This is a genomic window from Streptomyces sp. NPDC048659, assembly GCF_040650575.1.
In the GTDB taxonomy this organism is placed as follows: domain Bacteria; phylum Actinomycetota; class Actinomycetes; order Streptomycetales; family Streptomycetaceae; genus Streptomyces.
Window position 1 is genome coordinate 49984 of the sequence record NZ_JBEZHM010000010.1, and the last position, 19410, is coordinate 69393.

Genomic DNA, 19410 nt, shown 5'->3' on the forward strand with positions numbered 1-19410 from the left:
GAACCACCGTGGAGACCGTCCGCAACGCACTCGACCGGCCGCCCCTGGAGATCGTCGAGGGCTTCCGCGCCGTACTCGCCGAGTACAGCCCGAGCTGCCTCGTCACCGACGCCCGCCGCCGCGTCGGCGCCATCGGCGGGCTGCTGCCCGTCAAGCACCACCACAAGATCGCCGGACCGGCGCTCACCGTGAACCTCTCCATCGACGACCTCGTCGACTGCATGCCGGTCCTCGTCCAGGCCCAGCCCGGCGACGTCATCGTCGTCGCCTGCCACGAGACCACCCGCACCGCGATGTGGGGCGGCCTCATGTCCACCCTCTCCCAGCAGATCGGCATCGCCGCCGGCATCGTCGACGGCGCCGTCCGCGACGTCGACGAGATCCGCGACCTGGACTTCCCCGTCTGGTACCGCAGCACCGTCCCGCGCCCCTCGCCCACCGCCGTCCACGACCGCACCGAGCCCGTCCAGGTCAACGTGCCCGTGGTCGTCGACGGCCAGGTCATCAACCCCGGGGACATCGTCGTCGCCGACGAGAACGGCATCGCCGTCGTCCCCAAGGACGACGCCGCCGCCGTCCTGGAGCGCACCCGGATGAACATCGACCGCGAGCGCGTCATCCGCGACAAGATCAGCTCCGGGCTCTCCGTCGCCGAACTCATCGCCGAGTTCGGGCACCTGTGATGCGGGTCTACCTCACCGGCGCGGACGGGATGCTCGGCACCGCCCTGCGGCACGAGCTCGCGAGCCGCCCGGAGACGGCCGACTGGCCGGTCCACGGGGTCTCCCTCGCCGACTTCGACATCGGCGACGCCGACGCCGTCCGCGCCTCCGTCGACGCCTTCCGCCCCGACGTCGTCGTGCACACCGCCGCCAACGCGGTCGTCGACTCCTGCGAACGCGACCCGGCCCTGGCCCTGCGCGTCAACGTCGCCGGCACCCGCCACGTCGCGGACGCCTGCCGCCGCCACGGCAGCCGGCTGATCTACATCTCCAGCGACTACGTCTTCGACGGCCGGGCCCCCGGCCCGGCCGGCTACAACGAGGACGACATCCCCGCCCCGGTCAGCGTCTACGGCCTGAGCAAACTCGCCGGCGAACGGATCGTCGAAGCCGTCCCCGACCACCTCGTGGTCCGCACCTCCTGGCTCTACGGCGGCACCGACCCGCGCCTCGACCAGGTCCTCGCCGCCGCCCGGGAGTTCCTGGACGGCGGCCGGCCCCGGCTGATCGACGACCAGTTCAGCAGCCCCACGTACCTCCCCGACCTGGCCTCCGCGCTGGTGCGGCTGCTGCCCGGCGCCCTCGCCGTGCGCGGCCTGCTGCACATCGCCAACCGGGGCCGGGCCAGCTGGTACCAGGTCGGCCTCGCCCTCGCCGAACGGCTCGGCACCGCCCACCCGGTGCCCATGTCCATGGCCGAGGCCGGCTTCGTCGGCGGCCGGCCGCGCGACTCCCGCCTGGACAGCACCCGCGCCGCGGCCTTCGTCCACGCGATGCCGCACTGGACCGACGCCCTCGCCCGCTACTGCGCCCTGCTCACCGCGGGCGACCGAGGGCCGGTGAGCCGCTGATGCCCCTCCCGTTCCTGCTGCTCGACTTCGACGGCGTCGTCTGCGACACCGAACGCGCCGCGCTGCTCGCCTGGCAGGACCTGTACGACCGGCTCGGCGTGCCCTTCGACCCCGGGGTACGGGCCAAGATGCTCGGCAACTCGGCCGGGGCGCGCCTCGCCCTGGCCGACCTCGCCGGCCGCCTCGGCCGCCCGGTCACCGGCGCCGAATGGGCCTGGCAGCGGGAACGGCGGGCCCTCCGGTGCTCCGCCGCCCCCGCCCGGCCCGGCCTGGAGCCGCTCCTGGCGGGCGCCCGGGGCGCCGCGGTCGTCTCCAGCAGCCCGTACGCCTGGGTCGCGGGCCACCTCGGGCGGCTCGGGCTGCGCGACCGCTTCGCCTTCCTGGTCACCGGCGACGACACCGACCGGCACAAACCCGCACCGGACCTGTACCTGCTCGCCCTGGACCGGGCCGGCCTGGCCGCCGCCGAGGCGCTGGCCGTCGAGGACTCCCCGACCGGGGTCCGCGCCGCCCTGGCCGCGGGCCTGCGCTGCGTCGCCGTGCCCTGGGAACCCGCCGGGGCCGCCGCGCTGGCCGACGCCGACGCGGTGCTCCCCGGCCTCGACGCGCTGGACCCGCGGCGCTATCAGCACAACGAGGTGTGACATGGACATCACGGCGAACGCGCCGCACCCGCCGGCCACGGCGATCACGGCGGACAACGCCCTGGCGGAACTCTCCCGGCACGTCCTGATGGACGGCCTGGACCTGGTCCTCGACCTGGAGCGCAGCCGCGGCAGCACCCTCGTCGACGCGCGCGGCGGCGAGGAGTACCTGGACCTGCTCACGTTCTACGGCTCGCTGCCGCTCGGCATGAACCACCCGGACATGGCCGACGACCCCGCGTTCCTGGCCGAACTCACCCGGGCCGCCCTGCACAAGGTCACCAACTCCGACATCTACACCGTGCAGTACGCCCGCTTCGCCGCCGCCTTCCGCCGGGTGCTCGGCGACCCCCGGCTGCCGCACCTGTTCTTCATCGACGGCGGCGCCCTCGCCGTCGAGAACGCCCTCAAGGTCGCCTTCGACTGGCGGGCCCAGCGCCCCGGCGCCGACCCGGCCGCGCCCCTCGAAGTCCTCCACATGGAGGGCGCCTTCCACGGCCGCAGCGGCTACACCCTCAGCCTCACCAACACCTCGCCCACCGTCACCGCCCGCTACCCGGCCTGGGACTGGCCCCGCGTCCCGCTGCCCGTCCCCGGCGCCGAACGCGAGGCCGTCGACACCGCCCGGCGCCACCTCACCGAGCGCGCCGGCCGCATCGCCTGCTTCGTCGCCGAACCCGTCCAGGGCGCGGGCGGCGACCGGCACCTCGGCCGCGAGTTCCTGCTGCGGATGCAGGAGCTCTGCCACGACCACGACGTCCTGTTCGTCCTCGACGAGGTGCAGACCGGCTGCGGACTGTCCGGCGCGCCCTGGACGTACCAGCGGCTCGGACTCGAACCGGACGTCGTGGCCTTCGGCAAGAAGACCCAGGTCTGCGGCCTGATGGCGGGCGGCCGGGTGGACCAGGTGCCCCAGGGGGCGCTGGCCGTGCCCGACCGGCTCGGCTCCACCTGGGGCGGCAACACCGCCGACATGGTGCGGGCCACCCGCGTCCTGGAGATCATCGAACGGGACGGGCTCATGGCCGCCGCCGAGACCACCGGCGCCCACCTCGGCCGGCTCCTCGCCGACCTGGCCGCCGCCCACCCCGCCCTCGTACGCGACGTCCGCGGGCTCGGCCTGATGTGGGCCTTCGACCTGCCCGACACCGCGACCCGCGACGAGGTCCTGAACCGGCTGCGCCGCAGCCACCGCGTCCTGCTGCTCCCCGGCGGCCCGCGCGCCGTGCGGTTCCGCCCCGCCCTCACGATCGGGACCGGGGAGCTCGACCGGGGCGTCGCCGCCCTGGACACCGTGCTGACCTCGCTCGACGTGCGGTGAACGGCCCCGGCAGTACGGGGACATAGGGGTTGTCAGCACCGGACCGCGCGACAAGAATTCGGGCGGCTCTCTATTTCACCGGCAATTGAGGAGTGCGAAGGTCATGAGCAATCCGTTCGAGGACGAAAACGCCTCCTACCGCGTTCTGGTCAACGCGGAGGAGCAGTATTCCCTGTGGCCGGATTTCGCCGAGGTCCCGGCCGGCTGGACCGTCGCCCTGCCCACCACCACCCGCCAGGCGTGCCTGGACTACGTGAACGAGCACTGGACGGACATGCGGCCCAAGAGCCTCGTCGAGGCGATGAGCCAGACCGGCTGACGCCTCCGCCCCGCACCGCCAGGGACCCCGCGGCAAGGCCGCGCGGTCCCTGGCCGCGTTCTCCCGGAAAGCCCCGCGAAATCATCGATAGCGCGCTGATAGCCGGTCGATGAGCACGGCGGGAAACATGGGCCGCCTCGGCGACGGCAGGGGAGGAGTTCACGGTGGAACTGGTGGAGCGCGAAGCACCGTTGGCGCTGTTGACCGCACTGTCCGAACGGGCGGGGGAGGGCCAAGGACGCGCCGTCCTGGTCTCCGGACCGGTCGCGGCGGGCAAGAGCGTCCTGATGCACCACTTCGCCGATCGGGCCCCGAGCCTGGGACTGCTCCCGCTCACGGCCCTGGCCTCGGCGGACGAACGGCACCTGCCCCTCGGCGTCGTCCGGCAGCTCGTGGACGAGGCCCCCTTCGACGAGACGGACCGGGCCCGCGCCGTCGCCCTCGTCGAGGAGGGCGTGCACGCCGCCCGGCACCGCACCGGCACGACCGGCCCGGGGCTCGACCCCGCCATCGTCCACGGGCTCTGCGCCCTCCTCCTGGAGCTGGCCGAACGCCGCCCGCTCTACCTCGCCGTCGACGACGTCGAACAGGCCGACCAGGCGTCCCTGACCTGCCTCGCCTACCTGGCCCGGCGCCTCAACACCGCCCGGGTCCTCGCCGTCTTCACCCACGGCGGCCACGGCTGCGACACCGACTTCCGCTTCGCCGCCGACCTGCTGCGCCAGCCCAACTGCCACCGCGCCGAGGTCACCCCGCTCTCCCCGGCCGGGGTGCGCCGGCTCACCGCCCAGCACCTCGGGGACACCGTCGCCGAGGAGCGCGCCGCCGACTGGCACGCCTACAGCGGCGGCAACCCGCTGCTCGTCGAGGCCCTGGTCCGCGACCACCTCGGCGGCGGCGAGGCCGGACCGCGCTACCGCGAGGCCGTCCTGTCCTGCCTGCGCCGCAGCTGCCCGGACATGGCCACGGCGCTCCACGGCTACCTGGTCCTGGGCGAACTCGACCACCTGGAAGACCTGGTGGACCTCGGCCCGGCCCGTACCACCGAGGCGGTGCACGCGCTCATCGCGGGCGGCCTCCTCACCATGGACGGCTTCCGGCACGAGGCCGCCCGCGCCGCCGTCACCGGCGCCGCCGACCCCGAGGAGCTCGCTCGGTTGCACGCCCGCGCCGCCGTCCTCGCCCACGAGCGCGGCGCCGGCACCGACGTGGTCGCCGACCACCTGCGGGGCGCCGGCGGCGGCGTCCTGGAGGAGCCCTGGGCGCTGCCCGCGCTGGAGGACGCCGCCGCGCACGCCCTGCGCGACGGCGCCGCCGACCGCGCGGTCGAATGCCTCCGGCTGGCCCGCGCCGTCTGCACCGACCCGCAGCGCCGCTCCCGCCTCACCGCCGCCCTGATCCGCGCCGAGTGGAGCATCAACCCCGGCGTGTCCAGCGGCCGGCTCGGCGAACTCGTCGAGGCCATGCGCAAGGGCTGCCTGCGCGGCGCCGACGCCCTCACCCTGGCCCGCGCGCTGCTCTGGCACGGGCGCTTCGAACAGGCCCAGGAGGTCCTCGGCCACCTCGCCGGGGCCGGCCAGCCCGCCGACCCGGAGACCGCCACCGAACTCCAGATCACCCGGCGCAGGCTCCGCCACACCTACCCCTCCTTCCTGCCCGCGCTCGGCCCCCGCTCCGCCGCCGGACGGCCCCCCACCCACTCGGTGAGCGCCGACCGCCGCCTCCAGGCCGTCTCCGCGCTCGCCGCCGTGCTCGGCGAGGGCCCCAACCACGAGGCCGTCGGCATCGCCCAGCGGGTGCTGCACGGCACCCGGCCCGACGAACTGTCCACCGAGACCGTCGAGAGCGCCCTCCTCGCCCTCGCCTACAGCGGCCGGGCCGAACGGGCCGGCGCCTGGTGCGACCTGTTCCTGGACCGGATGCGCTCCCGCCACACCCCCAGCAGGCGGGCCAGACTCGGCGCCGTACGGGCCGAGATAGCCCTGCGCCGCGGCGACCTGAACGACGCCCGGCGCCACGCCACCGAGGCCCTCACCCTGCTCCCGCCGATCAGCTGGGGCGTGACCGTGGGCGCCCCCCTCAGCACCCTCGTCCTCGCCACCACCGCCATGGGCCGCTACGACGAGGCCCAGGCCCACCTGGACCACCGCGTCCCGGACGCCATGTTCGAGACCCGCTACGGCATGCACTACCTGTACGCCAGGGCCCGCTTCGGACTCGCCACCGGCTACCTGGAGATGGCCCTGGAGGACTTGCGCCGCTGCGGCGCCAGGCTCGCCCAGTGGGGCATGGACACCCCCGGCCTGATCCCCTGGCGCACCGACGCCGCCGAGGTCTACCTGGGCCTCGGCCGCCCCGAGGAGGCCAAGCGGCTGCTCGCCGAGCAGCAGGCCCGGTTCACCTTCATGCCGAGCCGGGTGCGGGGCACCGCGAGCCGGGTCCTCGCCGGGGCCAGCGCCCCCGCGCACCGGCCCGGCCTGCTCCGGCAGGCCGCCGAGCTGCTCCAGTCCGACGACGGCGACCGCTACGAACTCGCCCTCGCCTTCGCCGACCTGGCCCGCGCCTACCGCACCCTCGGCGAGTTCCGCCGGGCCGCGGCGGCCGAGCGCCGCGCCGTCATCGTGGCCGCCGACTGCCACGCCGAGGCCCTGGTCCGCGGGCTCGCCGTGGAGAGCGCCACCGCCCTGCCCACCCCCGCCGACGGCGGCGACGGCCTCACCGAGGCCGAGCGCCGGGTGGCCTCGATGGCCGCCGTCGGCTGCTCCAACCGGGAGATCGCCGAGGGCCTGCACGTCACCGTCAGCACCGTCGAGCAGCATCTGACCCGGACCTACCGGAAGCTGCGCATCAGCCGCCGCGCCGACCTTCCGCCGCTGCTGGGCGGGCCCGCCGCCGGGGACCTCACCGACGCGCGGCGGCGCTGACGGCGGGCCCTCCTCCCGGCCCGTCTCCCGGCCCTCCTCCCGGCCCGGTCCCCCCGGCCACTTCCGGCACACCGCTCACTGGACAGACCCGATCGGGTTAGGTAGATATGGTGTTGCTGCGCGTAGCTGACCGGCGGAAACTGTGTCGTGGATGTGAAGGACGGTCATGCGCTTTCGATTACTCGGGCCGTTGGAAGTGCTCGGTCCCGGTGGCCCGGCGCTGATCACCGCCGAGCGTCAGCGCATCGTCCTGGCCGTCCTGCTGCTCGAACCCAACCGGATCGTACCCATGGGTACGCTCGTCGACGCCGTCTGGGGCGACTCCCCGCCGCCGACCGCCCGCGCCCAGATCCAGATCTGCGTCTCCATCGTGCGCGCGAGCATGGCGAAGGCCGGCCTGCCGGACGTCATCCAGACCCGGTCGCCCGGCTACTTCGTCGAGGTCGCCGACGGCGAGCTGGACCTGCACGTCTTCGAGGGCGCCGCGACGGCCGGCCGTGCCGCCGCCGAGGCCGGCCGCTTCGAGGAGGCCGCCGCCGCCTTCGAGACCGCGCTCGGACTCTGGCGCGGCTCCGCCTGCTTCGGCGGCGGCATCACCAGCACCGTCCTCCAGGCCCCCGCCGCCCGCCTCGACGAGCAGCGGCTCACCGTCGTCGAGCAGTGGGTGGACGCCCGGCTCGCCCTCGGGCTGCACCAGCCGCTGGTCGCGCGCCTGATCGACCTCGTCATGCAGAACCCGCTGCGCGAACACCTGCGCGCCCAGCTGATGGTGGCGCTGTCCCGGTCGGGGCGGCAGGCGGAGGCGCTGGAGATCTACCGGCGCGGCCGGCGCGAGCTGATCGACGAGCTCGGCATCGAGCCGGGGGAGGAGCTGCGCCGGCTCCAGGAGTCGATCCTGTCCGGCCGGCTGGACGGGCCGCCCCCGGCGGGTGTGCCCGCCCTCGCCGTGCCCGCCGCCCGGGCCCCCGGGCCGGCCGCCTCGACGGCGCCCGGCGCTCCCGGCACGCCCGGCGTGGCCGCGGCGCCCTCGGGGTCCGCCGTGCCCGCCGTGCCCGCCGTGCCTTCCGGGGCGACCGCCGCCGTCGAGCCGCCGCCCGTGCCCCGCCTGCTGCCCGGCGCCATCGCCGACTTCACCGGGCGCGACGAGCTGCTCGCCCGGCTCAAGCGGCTGCTGGAGGACGAGACGGAGTCCTCGTACGCGCTGCGGATCGTCTCCATCACCGGCCGGGGCGGCGTCGGCAAGACCACCCTCGCCGTACATCTCGGACACTCCCTGGCGAAACGATTCCCCGATGGCCAGATGTTCGCCAAGCTGCGCGGACCCTCGGCCCAGCCGATCCTGCCCGCCCGGATCCTGGAACGCTTCCTGCGCAGCCTCGGCATCCCCGGCTCCACCATGCCCCCGGCCATCGAGGAGCGCGCCGAGCTCTTCCGCAACCTCATCGCCGACCGGCGGATGCTCATCGTCCTCGACGACGCCATCGACGAGGAGCAGGTGCGCTGGCTGTTACCCGGCTCGTCGAACTGTCCGGTCCTCATCACCAGCCGCTCCCGGCTGGCCGGGCTCGAAGGCGCGAGCTCGGTCCAGATCGACGTGTTCTCCACCGAACAGGCCCTCCAGCTCCTGAGCCGCATCCTCGGTGCCGACCGCGTCCAGAGCGAACTGCCCAGCGCCCTCCAGCTGATCGAGCTCTGCGGCAACCTCGCGCTCGCCCTGCGGATCGTCGCCGCCCGCCTCGCCGCCCGCCCGCACTGGCCGCTGGCCAAGATGGTGTCCCGGCTCCGCGACGAGAGCCAGCGGCTGGACGAGCTCACCCACGGCGGCGTCGGCGTCCGCGCCGGACTCGCCATGGTCTACCAGGGCCTGCCCCCCGACGCGCAGCGCCTCTTCCGCCGGCTGTCCATGCTGGAGGCCGCCGAGTTCTCCAGCTGGGTCGCCGCGCCGCTGCTCGACCTCGACGCCACCGACGCCGAGGACGTCCTGGAGTTCCTCGTGGACGCCCAGCTCGTCGACGTCGAGGTGGTCAGGGGCCGCCGCCCCCGCTACCGCCTGCACGACCTGGTCCGGGTCTACTCCCAGGAGTGCCTGGCCGAGCACGAGAACACCGCCGAGCGCTCCGCCGTCCTGGCCCGGGTGCTGAGCACCTGGCTGATGCTGGTCGAGGAGGCCCACCGCCGGGCGTACGGCGGCGACCACACCCTCATCCACGGCGACGCCCCCCGGCTGCCGCTCGACGCCTCGGTCCTCGATCGCGAACTCGACGACCCGCTGCGCTGGTTCGAGGACGAGCGGGCCGGCCTGATCACGGCCGTCCGGCAGGCCGCCGGGGCCGGACTCGACGAGCTCTGCTGGGACCTGGCGCTCACCCTCGTCACCCTCTTCGAGATGTACGGCTACTTCGACGACTGGCGCACCACCCACGAGATCGCGCTCGCCGTCACCCGCCACAACGACAACCGGCGCGGCCAGGCCGCCATGCTGTACTCCCTCGGCGCCCTGCACATGTTCGAGTACAAGATGGACGAGGCCCGCGGCCGGCTCGGGCCCGCCCGCGAGCTGTTCCGCGAGGTCGGCGACGTCCACGGCGAGGCCCTCGCGCTGCGCAACCTCGCCTTCGTCGACCGCATCCAGGGACGCCTGGACGAGGCGATGACCGGCTACGAGCGGGCGCTGGCCATGCTCGCCGAGGTCAACGACTCCACCGCCGAGGCCCATGTCCTCAGCAACATGGCCCAGATCCACCTGGACCGCGGCCTGATCGCCGAGGGCAAGGAGACGATGGCCGCCGGGCTCGCCGCCGTCGAGCGCTCCGGGAACCGGCGGGTCCGCGCCCAGATCCTGTGCCGGCTCGGGGAGGCGCACCTCCAGATCGACGAGATCACCGAGGCCGAGTACGTGTTCGGCCAGGCCCTCGACACGGTCCGCTCCGTGGGCGACCCGGTCGGCGAGTGCTACGTGCTGCGCGGCCTCGCCATGGTCCGCTCCCGCCAGCGCAGCCACGACGCCGCCTACGAGATGCTCGAAGAGGCCGCCGGCATCGCCTCCCGGGCCCGGGAGTATCTGGCCATCGGCCGGATCCAGCTCTCGCTCGGCGAGGTCGCAGCCGACAAGGGCAGTCATGAACGCGCCAAGGAGCACATCCGGGCGGCCCTCGACGTCTTCGGGCGGATGCAGGCCACCCGGTGGCAGGAACAGGCGCTACGGCTCATGGAGGAGGTCCGCGCGGCCTCCGACGACGCGGCCGCGGCCGCCGCCTACGCCCCGGCGAGCACCGGCTGACCCCCGCTCCCGGAGCGCCCGGCGGCGCCGCCCCCGTACCGGGCCCGCCGCCCCCCGCGCCGGGCCCCGCCGGCGGCCCCGTACCGGCCCCTCGGGCCCGGGGCGGCACCGGAACCGGCCAGCGGGGTGCGAAAACGCCCACGCCCCCACCGGCCGCGTGTCAGGATGCCCGCCTCGGCGCCGCGCGGGGACGCCGCGGTCGCGGCGGGACCGAGATCTCGCGGGCGGGGCGCATCCGGCGCCCCGTCCACCCAGCACGCAATCGATGAGGCCGGTGTCACGTGAAGCTCGGAGTGTGTGTCTCTGATGGAACCAATGGGCGGCCCGTCGACGGGCTGATGGTCCGCCTCGAACGGCAGAGCCCGGACGAGTGGCGCACCGTCTGGCACGGGCTCACCGGGCAGGACGGACGGCTCGACCGCCCCGCCCTGCCCGAGGACGAACCCGGCCCCTTCCGGCTGGTCCTGGAGACCGACCGGTACTTCACCACCCTCGGGATGCGCCCGTTCTACAGCCACATCGCGGTCGCCTTCGCCGAATGGGAGTGCGACCAGGAGATCCCCATCGTCATCGCCCCGCACGGCTACGCGGTGAGCGCCGTCGCCCGATAGCGCCGGCCCACCCCCGCCGACCTGCGACGACGGACGGCCCCCAACCCCGGTCGTCCCCCTGCCGCGGCCCGCCCCACGGCGAAGGAGACCCCTTCCCCAGGCGGCCCGCCGCCCGCGCTTAGCGAGTACTTAGCGTTCCAGTAGGAGGACGAAAACGGAGCTCACTAGAACTGGAGTCGTCCACCCGGGCCTCCGGGTCGCGAGTTTCCGTAGGGGAGAGAAAACATGCTGGCACTGCTGAACACCCTGGTCGGCTTCGGTGGCTTCGGTGGCTTCTTCACCACGGACGACACCATCTGGGGCTGAACCGGTGAGCATCTCGGCACGGGTCATCGACTCGACCAACGGCTGCCCGGTGGCGGACCTCGCCGTCACCCTGCATGCCCGGGACCACGGCGACTGGCCCGTGGTGGCCCGCACCCGCACCGACAGCGCGGGCACCATCGGCTCCCTGAGCCCCGGGCCCCTCGCGCCCGGCGCGTACCGGCTCGTCTTCGACACCGGCGACTACTTCGCCGAACGGGCGGTCGACAGCCTCTACGCGGAGGTCATCGTCTCGCTCCACCACCAGGGCGACCCCAGCGACCTGCACATCCAACTGCTGGTGAGCCCCTTCTCGTACACCACCTACCGGGGCCACGTCCCCGCGACGGCGCGGGCGGCCGGAAGGGTCTGAGACCCGGCGGACGGCACCCGCGGACACGGCACCGGGGCACCGCAGCAGGCAGAAGGGGTGAGGGAGTTGCCGGACACCACGCAGTCGGCCGCGCACACGGCGACCACGCACACGGCACCGGTCCGCACGGTGCCGGTCGGATCCCTGCTGCCGGCGGACTCGCCGCGGCTGGCCGGCCTGAACGAGGGCCACGCACGGGCCCTGGCGGAGAGCGGCACCGCCTTCGAACCGATCCTCGTGCACCGGGAGACCGGCCGGGTCATCGACGGGATGCACCGGCTGCGCGCCGCCGTCCTGCGCGGCGAGAGCGCGATCGCCGTCCGGCACGTCGACGGCGCCGCCGCCGACCTCTTCATCCGCTCGGTGCACGCCAACATCGCCCACGGACTGCCGCTGACCCTCGGCGACCGCAAGGCCGCCGTACGGCGCATCCTCGGCAGCCACCCGCATTGGTCGGACCGGGCCATCGCCGCCGTCACAGGGGTGTCGCCGAAGACCGTAGGGGTCCTGCGGGGGCAGCGTTCGACTGAGGAATCTCCTCAGTCGAACCCCCTGGTCCACCGGGTCGGCAGGGACGGCCGGGCCCGCCCCGCCGACATGCCCGAACGGCGCCGCAAGGCCCGCTCGCTGCTCGCCGAACGGCCCCGCGCGACCCTGCGCGAGGTCGCCCAGGAGGCCGGGGTCTCCGTCAGCACCGCCCACCGGCTGCGGCAGGAACTGCGCACCGGACCGCCCGGCCCCGGCTCCCACCCCGGCCCCGCCGAGCGGGGACCGGCCGCCGCCGCGCTGCGGGTCCGCGCCCTCGACGTGCTGGCCAACGACCCCTCGCTCCGCTTCACCGACAGCGGCCGGGCCCTGCTGCGGTGGCTCAACGGGCAGGCCCAGGGGCTCGCGGCCGGCGAACAGCTGCTCGCCGCCGTGCCCCCGCACTGCGCCCGCGCCCTCACCGAGGTCATGAGCCACTACGCCCGCGAGTGGGAGCGGCTGGCCGCCGGGATGCAGCGCGGCGACCCGGTCGACGGCCCCTGGCGGGCGGTCCGCTGAGGCCGCCGAGGGAAAACCTTCTGCGCCGCACACTTCGTCGTTACGGTGAGACGCGCGACGAGGGGACGGCCCGCGGCCCGCGAGCCCCGCGGCCGGCCGCCCCCGCCCCGATCCGCACCGCCGGTCCGCGCGACCCGGTCCGCGCGCGGCACCTCCTCGTACCACGACGCGGAACGCGCGTACGGCAGCGGGCAGTTCAGCCACCAACCCAGGCAACGCAGGCAACCCAGGCAACGCAGGCAACCCAGGCAACGCAGGAAACCCAGGCAGAGCAGACAGACCAGGCAGCTCGGACAGGAGCGGAGTGGACATCCCGGTGGACGACGACGTCAGACTCAAGGCCAAGGCGCTCTACGAGGCACGAGCCACGGGACGCCCCATCCCCCCCTTCACCGACGCCCAGCCCGAGCTGGACATGAACGACGGCTACGCCATCCAGCGAGAACTGGTCGCCCTGCTCACCGAGGCCGGCGACACGGTCATCGGCTACAAGGCGGGACTCACCTCCGCCCCGATGCAGCAGCTCCTCGGCGTCACCACCCCCGACTACGGGCCGGTGCTCGCCTCCACCGTGTACGAGAACGGGGCCACCACACCGGACGGGGCGTTCATCGCGCCCAAGGTCGAGGCGGAGATCGTCTTCCGGCTCGGCGCGCCGCTGCGCGGCCCCGGGGTGACCGCGGCCGAGGCCCGCGCCGCGGTCTCCGAGGTCATGGCGGGCCTGGAGATCGTCGACTCCCGCATCGAGGGCTGGCGGATCCGCCTCGCGGACACCGTCGCCGACCTCGCCTCCAACGGCGCCGTGGTGCTCGGCCCGCCGTGCGAGCTGCCCGCCGACTGCGACGTACGCCTCATCGGCATGGCCTTCTCCCGCAACGGCGAACTCGTGGCGACCGGCGCCGGCGCCGCCGCCCTCGGGGACCCGACCGCGGTGGTCGCCTGGCTGGCGAACGTCCTCGGCGAGCACGGGGTGACCCTCGAAGCGGGCCAGCTGATCATGACGGGCGCGCTCCACGCCGCGGTCCCCATGGCCCCCGGCGACAGCTTCGTCGCCGAGTTCGACCGGCTGGGCACCGTCACGCTCCACGTGGGCGACGCGTAGACCACCGACGCGCCTCACGGCGCACCTCTAGACAGGGAAGGGCGATGCAGCCATGAAGGGAAACGGGCGCCTGCCCGTGGCCGTCCTCGGCGCCGGCCTCATCGGCGTCGATCTGGCCGAGAAGATCATGCGTTCGGAGTACCTGGAGTGCGGCCTGGTCGTGGGACGCGACGAGAAGACGCCCGGCCTGCGCCAGGCGGCCGAACTCGGACTTCCCATCGGGACGCGCGGGATCGAGTCCCTGCTCGACGCCCCCGAGCCGTTCGGCATCGTGTTCGACGCGACCAACGCCATGGCCCACGCCGAGCACGCGGAACTCCTGCGCGCCACCGGGGCCCGCCTCGTCGACCTCACGCCCAGCAAGGTCGGCCGGATGGTCATCCCCAGCGTCAACGGGGAGGAGGCCCTGAGCTGCGCCGACATCAACATGATCAGCTGCGGCGGGCAGGCGTCCATCCCGGTCCTCCACGCCATCACCCAGAGCCACCGCGTCGACTACGTCGAGGTCGTCACCACGGCCGCCAGCCCCAGCGTCGGCCGCTCCACCCGGCTCAACCTCGACGAGTACATCGAGACCACCCAGGACGCCGTCCGCGAGTTCACCGGCGTCAAGGACGTCAAGGCGATCCTCAACGTCAGCCCCGCCAGACCCCCGGCGACCTTCCGGGTCGCCATGTCCCTGCTCGGCGAGGGCTTCGGCGCCGCCTCCGTGGAGGCGGCCGTCACCACGGCCGCCGCGCAGGTCCGCTCCTTCGCCCCCGGCTACCGGATCACCGCCCGCGTCGTCGACGAGCACAAGGTCTTCGTCGCCGCCGAGGTCACCTCCACCGGCGGACGCATCCCCCGCTACGCGGGCAACCTCGACATCATCAACTCCGCCGCCGTCCACATCGCCGAACGCGGCGCGGCGGCCGGCCCGGCGCGCATCGGTACGGAGACGTCATGAGCGCAGCACCCCCCGCCGGCCCCGCCGGGAAGCGGGTCCTCATCCACGACGCGTCCCTCCGCGACGGACACCACGCCGTCCGCCACCAACTGGGCCGCGAACAGCTCCGCGCCTACGCCGAGGCCGCCGACACCGCCGGGATCCCGGTCGTCGAGATCGGCCACGGCAACGGCCTCGGCGCCTCCTCCCTCCAGGTCGGCCAGGCCCGCCTCGACGACGACACCATGCTGTCCACCGTCCGCGAGGCCCTCACCCGCAGCCGGATGGCCGTCTTCATGCTGCCCGGCTGGGGCACCACCGCCGACCTCGAACGGGCCGTCGCCCACGAGGCCGACGTGGTCCGCGTCGGCACCCACTGCACCGAGGGCGACCTCGCCGAACGGCACCTCGGCTACCTGCGCGACCGGGGCGTCGACGCCCAGGCCGTGCTCCTCATGAGCCACATGGCCAGCCCCGAGCGGCTCGCGAAGGAGTGCGCCCGGCTGGTCGGGTTCGGCGCCACCGCCGTCGGCATCATGGACTCCTCCGGCCACTACCTGCCCGCCGACGTCACCGCGCGCGTCGGCGCCATGCGCGAGGCCGTCGACGTGCCCGTGATGTTCCACGCCCACAACAACCTCGGCATGGCCGTCGCCAACTCCGTCGCCGCCGTCGAGGCGGGCGCCGACATCCTCGACGCCTGCGCCCGAGGCTTCGGCGCGGGCGCCGGGAACACCCAGCTCGAAGTCCTCGTACCAGTCCTGGAACGGATGGGCTTCAGCACCGGCATCGACCTGTACGGACTCCTGGACGCGGCCGACCTCGCCGAACGCGAACTGATGCCGGCCCCGCCGACCATCGACTCGGTGAGCGTCGTCAGCGGTCTCGCCGGAGTCTTCTCCGGCTTCAAGACCCGGGTCCTGGACGTCGCCCGGCGCGAGGACGTCGATCCGCGCGACGTCTTCTTCGAACTGGGCAGGAGACAGGCCGTCGCGGGCCAGGAGGACCTCATCGTCGAGGTCGCCCTCGCCCTGAAGGCGGCCCGCAGTGCGTGAACGCCGCAATCCCGCGGCTTCCGTTCGGGCGAGCACGACGAGGGAAGAGCCGGACGTGTACGAGGAACTCAAGGACATCCTGGTCAGCGAACTGCACGTACGGGCCGAGGACATCGCGCCGACGGCCACCCGCGAGGAGGTCGGGCTCGACTCCCTCGCCGTGCTGGAGCTCGCCGCCGCGCTCGACGCGCGCCTCGGCATCGAGGTGCAGGACTACGAACTGCTCGACGCCGGCACCCTCGCCGACGTGGCCCGCCTGATGGCGGAGCGCCGGCCGGGAGGCTGAGCCCCACCGTCGATCCCGGCACCGCCCCCGCGACCGGCCGCGGCGGTGCCCTCTCCATTGGGAGCCCCATGTCTCACCCACGCCTGCGCGCGGTCCTGGAGACCGTCGCCGCCTACACGCCCGCGGCCGGCCTCCAGGACCCGGCCGACCGCCCCAGCCCGCTGTCCGCCAACGAGTCGCCGCACACCCCGCTGCCCGGCATCGCCGAGGCCGTCGCCCGGGCCGGCACCGAGGTGAACCGCTACCCGGACCCCGGCTGCGGCGAGCTGATCCGCGCCCTCGCCCGCGCCCACGGGACCACCGAGGACCACGTCGCCGTCGGCGCGGGATCCGTCGCCCTGCTCCAGACCCTCTTCCACGCGGTCGCCGAACCGGGCGCCGAAGCCGTCCACGCCTGGCCCTCCTTCGAGGTCTACCCCACCCTCGCCGCCCTGTCCGGGGCCACCGCCGTCCCCGTGCCGCTGCGCGAGCACAGCCACGACCACGACCTGCGGGCCATGGCCGACCGGATCACCGACCGGACCCGGCTCGTGATCGTCTGCAACCCCAACAACCCCACCGGCACCCTCCTCGGCCACGAGGAGCTGCGGAAGTTCGTCGCCGCCGTCCCCCGGGACTGCCTGGTCGCCGTCGACGAGGCGTACCACGAGTACGTGCGCGGCGGCGAGCCCACCGGCGCCCTCGGCCTCATCGCCGACCACCCGAACCTGGTCGTGCTGCGCACCTTCTCCAAGGCGTACGGCCTCGCCGGGCTGCGCACCGGCTACCTGATCGGCGACCCCTGGGTCGTCGAACGGCTCCGCAAGGCGAGCCTCCCGTACGCGGTGAACAGCGCCGCCCAGGAAGCGGCCGTCGCCGCCCTCGGCCTCGCCGGACCGCTGCTGGCACGCGTCGAGGAGACCGTCGCGGAACGCACCCGCGTCCGCGAGGCCCTGCTCCGCCAGGGCTGGACGGTCCCCGACAGCCAGGCCAACTTCGTCTGGCTGCCGCTCGGCCCCGACACAGCGGACTTCGGCGCCTGGTGCGCCGGACGACGGGTCGCCGTACGGGCCTTCGCCGGTGTCGGCGTCCGCGTGTCCATCGGCACGGCCGAGGACGACGACCGCTTCCTCGCCGCGGCGGACGCCTGGCGCGGCACCCGGAAGGAGACCGGCGCGTGACCACCCTCGACACCGCCCGCCCGGCCCCCGCCCTCACGGGCGTCACCCGGCACGTCGTCGTCGCCCCCGGCATGTGCAGCGGCGGCTCCCTGGTCTTCGGCCGCATCGGCGACTGGACCTGGGACGTCGTCGCCGCCTCCTGCGGCATCAACGTGCACGCCGCCAGGACCGCCGGGGGAGACCCCGCCTACCTGTCCTTCTACTACTTCCACGTGCGCGGCGGCGAGACCGTCCACCCGCACGGACTGACCTTCGGCGACGAACTGCGCGTCGACTCCCGCTCGTTCCAGTTCGGCGGCCAGTCCGTCATCACCCTGCACCGGCTGGCCCCCGCCGGCCTCGACCTGCCCGAGGGGCCGCTCGACCCGGCCGAGGTGTACGAACACCCGCACCCGCACTGCCTCTACGCGGAGAACTTCAACCGCTGGATCGCCCGCACCACCGAGGGCAGCAACCGGGGCCTCGCCCAGGTCACGCCCCCCGACTTCGCCTACCAGGACCTGGCGCCGCTCCCCAACGCGTACTCGCCGCGCTCGCTCGTCGGCCGGGCCCGGGCCACCGGCAGCTTCCACCCCGAGGGACCGCCCGGCTGCCACGAGGCGGGCGAACCGCTGACGTTCCCGTACACCCTGGACGTCGTCCGCGACCTCAACGGCGCCGGACTGATGTACTTCGCCTCCTACTTCGCCGTCTTCGACACCATGCTGCTGCGCCTGTGGCGGTCCCTGGGCCGCACGGACGAGCAGTTCCTGCGCCGCAAGGTCACCGACCAGAAGATCGGCTACTTCGGCAACGCCGACCCCGGCACGGTCTTCACCGTCACCGTACGGCGCTGGCGCTCCGACACGGACCCGGGCACCGAGACCGCCGACATGGCCCTGCGCGACGCGGCGACCGGGCAGCTGATCGCCGTCACCGCGATCGAGACCGAGCTCGCCCCCGGCACCGCGGGTGCGCCGTGAGCGCCGCCGCCGTCGGAGCGACGGTATGGCTGACCGGGCTGCCCAGCGCCGGCAAGAGCACCATCGCCCGCGCCGCCGCCGAGGCGCTGCGCTCCGCCGGGCGCCGCACCCAGATCCTCGACGGCGACGAACTGCGCGCCCACCTCACCGCCGACCTCGGCTTCTCCCGCGCGGACCGGGACGTGAACGTGCGCCGCGTCGGCTACGTCGCGCAGCTCCTCGCCGCGCACGGCGTCACGGTGCTGGTGCCCGTGATCGCCCCGTACGTGGACGCCCGCGCGGAGGTCCGCGCCCGGCACGAGGCCGCCGGCACCGCGTACGTCGAGGTGCACGTGGCGACACCGGTCGAGGTCTGCGCCGGGCGCGACGTGAAGGGGCTCTACGCCCGCCAGGCGCGCGGCGAACTCTCCGGGCTGACCGGCGTCGACGACCCGTACGAGCCGCCGGCGGCGCCGGAGCTGCGGCTCCCGGCCCACGAGCAGACCGGGACCGAGTCGACGCGGGCGCTGCTGGCGCTGCTGCGGGAGAGGGGGCTGGCATGACGACGGCGACGACCGCGACGACCGCGACGACACCGGCCGCCGTGCCCGCACCGGCGGCGCCGGTGCCGCCCCCGCCCGCCGTGGCCGGGGCGGAGCCGCGGACGCACGCGGACGTGCTGGAGGCCGAGGCCGTGCACATCATCCGGGAGGTGGCGGGCGAGTTCGAACGCCCGGTGATCCTCTTCTCCGGCGGCAAGGACTCCGTCGTCCTGCTGCACCTCGCGCTGAAGGCGTTCGCGCCCGCACCCCTCCCGTTCGCCCTGCTGCACGTGGACACCGGACACAACTTCCCCGAGGTCCTCGCCTACCGCGACCGTGTGGTCGCCGCACACGGGCTGCGCCTCCATGTGGCCTCCGTACAGGACTACCTCGACCGAGGTGTGCTCACCGAACGCCCCGACGGCACCCGCAATCCCCTCCAGACCCTGCCGCTGACCGAGACCATCCGCGCCGAGGGCTTCGACGCGGTCTTCGGCGGCGCCCGGCGCGACGAGGAGAAGGCCCGCGCCAAGGAACGGGTCTTCAGCCTCCGCGACCGCTTCTCCCAGTGGGACCCGCGCCGCCAGCGCCCCGAACTCTGGCGCCTCTACAACGGGCGGCACGCCCCCGGCGAGCACGTCCGGGTCTTCCCGCTCTCCGACTGGACCGAGCTCGACGTGTGGCAGTACGTCGCCCGCGAGGGCATCGAGCTGCCGGAGATCTATTTCGCCCACGAGCGCGAGGTCTTCCGCCGCTCCGGGATGTGGCTGCCCGTCGGCGACTGGGGCGGCCCCCGGGACGGCGAGACCGTCGAGCGGCGGCTGGTCCGCTACCGCACCGTCGGCGACATGTCCTGCACCGGGGCCGTCGACTCGGCGGCCGTGACCCTGGACCAGGTGATCACGGAGGTGGCCGCCGCCCGGCTCTCCGAGCGCGGCGCCACCCGCGCCGACGACCGGCTCTCCGAGGCATCCATGGAGGACCGCAAACGCGAGGGGTACTTCTGA

At 74.3% G+C, this 19410-nt stretch carries 18 protein-coding genes; all 18 read left to right on the plus strand.

Annotated elements, in window-relative coordinates; genetic code table 11:
* The first annotated feature begins 8 nt into the window (after positions 1-8).
* The 18 genes from AB0C99_RS10635 to cysD all read left to right on the plus strand — a co-directional run bounded on the left by AB0C99_RS10635 (position 9) and on the right by cysD (position 19410).
* Positions 9-683, plus strand: a complete 675-nt coding sequence (locus AB0C99_RS10635; RefSeq protein ID WP_362472439.1) for an RraA family protein — start codon at positions 9-11, stop codon at positions 681-683.
* Positions 683-1573 (plus strand): dTDP-4-dehydrorhamnose reductase, encoded by an 891-nt coding sequence (rfbD, locus tag AB0C99_RS10640; protein WP_362472442.1) that lies wholly within the window; start codon positions 683-685, stop codon positions 1571-1573. Before AB0C99_RS10635 ends, rfbD begins: the two co-directional genes overlap by 1 nt.
* Complete coding sequence (locus AB0C99_RS10645) at positions 1573-2217, plus strand: HAD family phosphatase (protein ID WP_362472445.1); 645 nt, start codon at positions 1573-1575, stop codon at positions 2215-2217. The genes rfbD and AB0C99_RS10645 overlap by 1 nt, the downstream gene beginning before the upstream one ends.
* Position 2218: 1 nt before the next feature.
* Positions 2219-3538, plus strand: coding sequence for an L-lysine 6-transaminase (gene lat, locus AB0C99_RS10650; protein WP_362472448.1), 1320 nt, complete (start codon positions 2219-2221; stop codon positions 3536-3538).
* A gap of 103 nt (positions 3539-3641) precedes the next feature.
* Positions 3642-3857 carry an MbtH family protein gene (locus tag AB0C99_RS10655; RefSeq protein ID WP_362472451.1) on the plus strand — a complete coding sequence of 72 codons (216 nt, stop codon included), beginning with the start codon at positions 3642-3644 and terminating at the stop codon, positions 3855-3857.
* A 173-nt stretch (positions 3858-4030) separates the two neighbouring features.
* The gene (locus tag AB0C99_RS10660) at positions 4031-6781 is read left to right on the plus strand and encodes an AAA family ATPase (RefSeq protein ID WP_362472454.1); all 2751 of its coding nucleotides are present in this window, start codon (positions 4031-4033) and stop codon (positions 6779-6781) included.
* Positions 6782-6947: 166 nt separating this feature from the next.
* Positions 6948-10061: a BTAD domain-containing putative transcriptional regulator gene (locus tag AB0C99_RS10665; RefSeq protein ID WP_362472456.1), complete on the plus strand. Its 3114-nt coding sequence runs from the start codon at positions 6948-6950 to the stop codon at positions 10059-10061.
* Between the two features lie 281 nt (positions 10062-10342).
* Positions 10343-10672: a hydroxyisourate hydrolase gene (locus AB0C99_RS10670; RefSeq protein WP_362472459.1), complete on the plus strand. Its 330-nt coding sequence runs from the start codon at positions 10343-10345 to the stop codon at positions 10670-10672.
* A gap of 310 nt (positions 10673-10982) precedes the next feature.
* On the plus strand, positions 10983-11348 hold the full coding sequence (uraH, locus tag AB0C99_RS10675) for a hydroxyisourate hydrolase (RefSeq protein ID WP_362472462.1): 366 nt from the start codon (positions 10983-10985) through the stop codon (positions 11346-11348).
* Positions 11349-11414: 66 nt separating this feature from the next.
* Positions 11415-12392 (plus strand): helix-turn-helix domain-containing protein, encoded by a 978-nt coding sequence (locus AB0C99_RS10680; RefSeq protein ID WP_362472465.1) that lies wholly within the window; start codon positions 11415-11417, stop codon positions 12390-12392.
* 304 nt (positions 12393-12696) lie between these two features.
* Entirely contained in the window at positions 12697-13494 is a 798-nt protein-coding gene (locus AB0C99_RS10685) for a fumarylacetoacetate hydrolase family protein (RefSeq protein WP_362472468.1), read from the plus strand.
* A gap of 52 nt (positions 13495-13546) precedes the next feature.
* Complete coding sequence (locus AB0C99_RS10690) at positions 13547-14440, plus strand: acetaldehyde dehydrogenase (acetylating) (RefSeq protein WP_362472470.1); 894 nt, start codon at positions 13547-13549, stop codon at positions 14438-14440.
* Positions 14437-15474, plus strand: a complete 1038-nt coding sequence (gene dmpG / locus AB0C99_RS10695; RefSeq protein ID WP_362472473.1) for a 4-hydroxy-2-oxovalerate aldolase — start codon at positions 14437-14439, stop codon at positions 15472-15474. Before AB0C99_RS10690 ends, dmpG begins: the two co-directional genes overlap by 4 nt.
* A gap of 55 nt (positions 15475-15529) precedes the next feature.
* Positions 15530-15760, plus strand: a complete 231-nt coding sequence (locus tag AB0C99_RS10700) for a phosphopantetheine-binding protein (protein WP_362472476.1) — start codon at positions 15530-15532, stop codon at positions 15758-15760.
* Positions 15761-15828: 68 nt separating this feature from the next.
* Complete coding sequence (locus tag AB0C99_RS10705) at positions 15829-16920, plus strand: histidinol-phosphate transaminase (protein ID WP_362472479.1); 1092 nt, start codon at positions 15829-15831, stop codon at positions 16918-16920.
* Positions 16917-17882, plus strand: coding sequence for an LnmK family bifunctional acyltransferase/decarboxylase (locus tag AB0C99_RS10710; RefSeq protein ID WP_362472481.1), 966 nt, complete (start codon positions 16917-16919; stop codon positions 17880-17882). Before AB0C99_RS10705 ends, AB0C99_RS10710 begins: the two co-directional genes overlap by 4 nt.
* Positions 17879-18424, plus strand: coding sequence for an adenylyl-sulfate kinase (gene cysC, locus AB0C99_RS10715; RefSeq protein ID WP_362472484.1), 546 nt, complete (start codon positions 17879-17881; stop codon positions 18422-18424). Before AB0C99_RS10710 ends, cysC begins: the two co-directional genes overlap by 4 nt.
* The gene (gene cysD, locus AB0C99_RS10720; protein WP_362472487.1) at positions 18421-19410 is read left to right on the plus strand and encodes a sulfate adenylyltransferase subunit CysD; all 990 of its coding nucleotides are present in this window, start codon (positions 18421-18423) and stop codon (positions 19408-19410) included. Before cysC ends, cysD begins: the two co-directional genes overlap by 4 nt.

Excerpts from the sequence above, each read along its gene's own strand:
- AB0C99_RS10645 (WP_362472445.1), top strand. The coding sequence starts at position 1,573 with ATGCCCCTCCCGTTCCTGCTGCTCGACTTCGACGGCGTCGTCTGCGAC.
- AB0C99_RS10665 (WP_362472456.1), top strand. The coding sequence starts at position 6,948 with ATGCGCTTTCGATTACTCGGGCCGTTGGAAGTGCTCGGTCCCGGTGGC.
- AB0C99_RS10655 (WP_362472451.1), top strand. The coding sequence starts at position 3,642 with ATGAGCAATCCGTTCGAGGACGAAAACGCCTCCTACCGCGTTCTGGTC.
- dmpG (WP_362472473.1), top strand. The coding sequence starts at position 14,437 with ATGAGCGCAGCACCCCCCGCCGGCCCCGCCGGGAAGCGGGTCCTCATC.
- cysD (WP_362472487.1), top strand. The coding sequence starts at position 18,421 with ATGACGACGGCGACGACCGCGACGACCGCGACGACACCGGCCGCCGTG.
- AB0C99_RS10705 (WP_362472479.1), top strand. The coding sequence starts at position 15,829 with ATGTCTCACCCACGCCTGCGCGCGGTCCTGGAGACCGTCGCCGCCTAC.
- lat (WP_362472448.1), top strand. The coding sequence starts at position 2,219 with ATGGACATCACGGCGAACGCGCCGCACCCGCCGGCCACGGCGATCACG.
- AB0C99_RS10690 (WP_362472470.1), top strand. The coding sequence starts at position 13,547 with ATGAAGGGAAACGGGCGCCTGCCCGTGGCCGTCCTCGGCGCCGGCCTC.
- rfbD (WP_362472442.1), top strand. The coding sequence starts at position 683 with ATGCGGGTCTACCTCACCGGCGCGGACGGGATGCTCGGCACCGCCCTG.